Origin of the sequence: Streptomyces solincola (assembly GCF_002982015.1) — a bacterium.
GTDB classification, from domain to species: Bacteria; Actinomycetota; Actinomycetes; order Streptomycetales; family Streptomycetaceae; genus Streptomyces; species Streptomyces solincola.
In genome coordinates this window covers 1-2,178 of sequence record NZ_PVLV01000649.1, presented here as the reverse complement: position 1 = coordinate 2,178, position 2,178 = coordinate 1, and the positions used below count along the sequence as shown (strand labels likewise).

Annotated in this window: 2 protein-coding genes; both read right to left on the bottom strand. The window is 76.5% G+C overall.

Annotation, left to right across the window (positions count from 1 at the left end):
* Positions 1-55 precede the first annotated feature (55 nt).
* A complete protein-coding gene (locus C6N75_RS28755) occupies positions 56-580 on the bottom strand; it encodes a flavin reductase family protein (protein ID WP_105871779.1) in 525 nt (174 codons plus the stop codon).
* 1 nt (position 581) lies between these two features.
* The coding region (locus C6N75_RS28750) for an AMP-binding protein (protein ID WP_219852925.1) at positions 582-2,178 on the bottom strand (1,597 nt) is incomplete at its 5' end.

Below are 2,178 nucleotides of genomic sequence, written 5' to 3'. Positions count from 1 at the left end.
GGTGGGTCCGCTGCTGCGGGCGTTGCTGCGGGTGGCGGCGGTCGGGGCGCGGGGGTCAGTGGGGGACGGCGTGCTGGTGGCGCTGGTAGAGGACGAGCGCCGGTGCTCCGGGGTCCTGCCGGGTCCACAGGGCGCGGCCGATGAGCAGGGTGTGGTCGAGTGCGGTGGGCGCCTGGTCGAGGCGGCACACCACGGTGGCGGCCGTGCCGGCCAGGACGGGGCAGCCCTCCTCGTAGCCGAAGTCGACGTCTTGGAAGCGTTCGGCGGCCGGCAGTCGGGCGAATCGGTCCATCAGGTCGCGCTGCTGCCAGCTGAGGATGTTGACCGCGAAGCCGCCGTGGTCGCCGGCGTGGCGGGCGGTCCGGCTGGCGCTGGCGAGGGAGACGAGGACCGAGGGCGGCTCGGTGGACAGCGACAGCACGGCGTTGGCGGTGCATCCGGTCGGGCCGTCGGGGCCGCCGGTGGTGATGACGGCGACGCCGGTGGCCAGGTGCGCCATGGCGGAGCAGAACTCGTCCCGGTCGGGCAGTCGCGGGGCGCCCCGGCGGGTCGCCGTCTGGGCGGCGGTGGTCACGGTCATGTCACCGGGTTCCTTCTGTGAGGGGTATGCGACGGCGGGCGTCGGCGGGGGTGGTGGCGGACGGGGCCCGGTGGGCGGTGTCCAGGGCCGCGACGACGGCGGCGCGGTCGGTCTTGCCGTTGAGGTTGAGCGGCAGTTCGGGCAGGCGCAGCAGGGTGCGCGGCACCATGTAGTCGGGCAGCCGCTCGTGCAGGGCGGCGAGGAGCGGCTCGGGGTCGGGGGCCTCGCCGGTGTAGGCGGCCTGCAGGACGGGGGTGGAGCGGTCGGTGCGCGCCACGGCGACGGCGTCGGTGACTCCGGGGTGCGAGCGCAGCGCCTGCTCGACCTCGCCAAGCTCCACCCGGTAGCCGCTGATCTTCACCTGGCTGTCCAGGCGTCCCAGGTGGAGCAGTCGGCCGTCTTGGAGCTGCACCCGGTCTCCGGTGCGGTACCAGGCGTCCGCGGGCAGCGGTCCGCCGTGGTGGGCGCTCAGGCCGGTGGCGGGCTCGCCGGTGGCGAAGCGGCCGGCGTCGTCGGCCGGGTCGAGGTAGCCGGGGAACCGCTGGGCGCCGCGTACCAGCAGTTCGCCCTGGTCGGCGGGGCGCAGGTGCTCGTCGACGACGAGGGTCTGCGCACCGGGGTGGGCGGAGCCGATGGGCACAGTGCCGTTGGGGGTATGCGGCCAGTGGGCCGGGTCGGCCGGCAGGCGGTGGCCGGTGCAGGTGACGGTCAGTTCGGTGGGGCCGTAGAGGTTCTCCAACCGGGCGCCGGGGGCGGCGGCGGCGAACGCCTCGGCCTGGCGGAGAGTGAGGGGCTCTCCGGCGAAGGCGGCGTAGCGCAGGGTGGGCATGGAGTCCGGTGGCAGCCGCCGCAGCCGGGCGGCGAGCGAGACGACCGACGGCACGGAGAACCAGTGGGTCAGCCGGTGGCGGGCGGTGAACCCGGCCGGATCCATGAGTTCGTCTCGGGTGGGCACGACGAGGGCCGCGCCGGTGCTCCAGGCCACGAACATGTCGAAGACGGAGGGGTCGAAGGTGAGGTCGAAGGTCTGCGAGAGGCGGCTGTCCGGTCCGGCCCCGGTGCGCTCGACGGCGTGCCGGAGGTAGGCGTCGGTGTTGGCGTGCCGGATGACCACGCCCTTGGGGCGCCCGGTGGATCCGGAGGTGAACAGGATGTACGCGGTGTCCTCGGGTGCCGGGCCGGGGACCCCGTCGAGGCGGGCGGGGTCGGTCGTGCCGGTGAGGCCAGCCGGCGCCAGCGGGGCCGCGCGCCCGGCGGGGGTGGCGTCGATGGCGGCGTCGGCCAGCACCAGACCGGCGCCGGCCTGTCGCACCACGGTCTCGTTGCGGTCGGGCGGGGCGGCCGGGTTGAGCGGCACCGCGGCGGCGCCCAGCCGCTGGATCGCGAGGTAGGCGGCGTAGGTGGCGGGGGTGCGGCGGGCGAGGAGGGCGATCCGGCGGGGCGGGGGGCCGGGTGAGGCGGGAGGGGGGGGGGTCGGCTCGGCGGGGGGCCGCAGCGCCGCGGAGGGTAGGGTGGGGGAGGCGGCGACGAGGGCGGTGCGGGCGGGGGGGCGGGGGGCTGTGCGGGCGGACCGCTCCCAGGGGGTGAGGGGTGTGGGG

Coding starts and splice junctions, on each gene's coding strand:
- C6N75_RS28755 (WP_105871779.1), bottom strand. CDS start 580: ATGACCGTGACCACCGCCGCCCAGACGGCGACCCGCCGGGGCGCCCCG.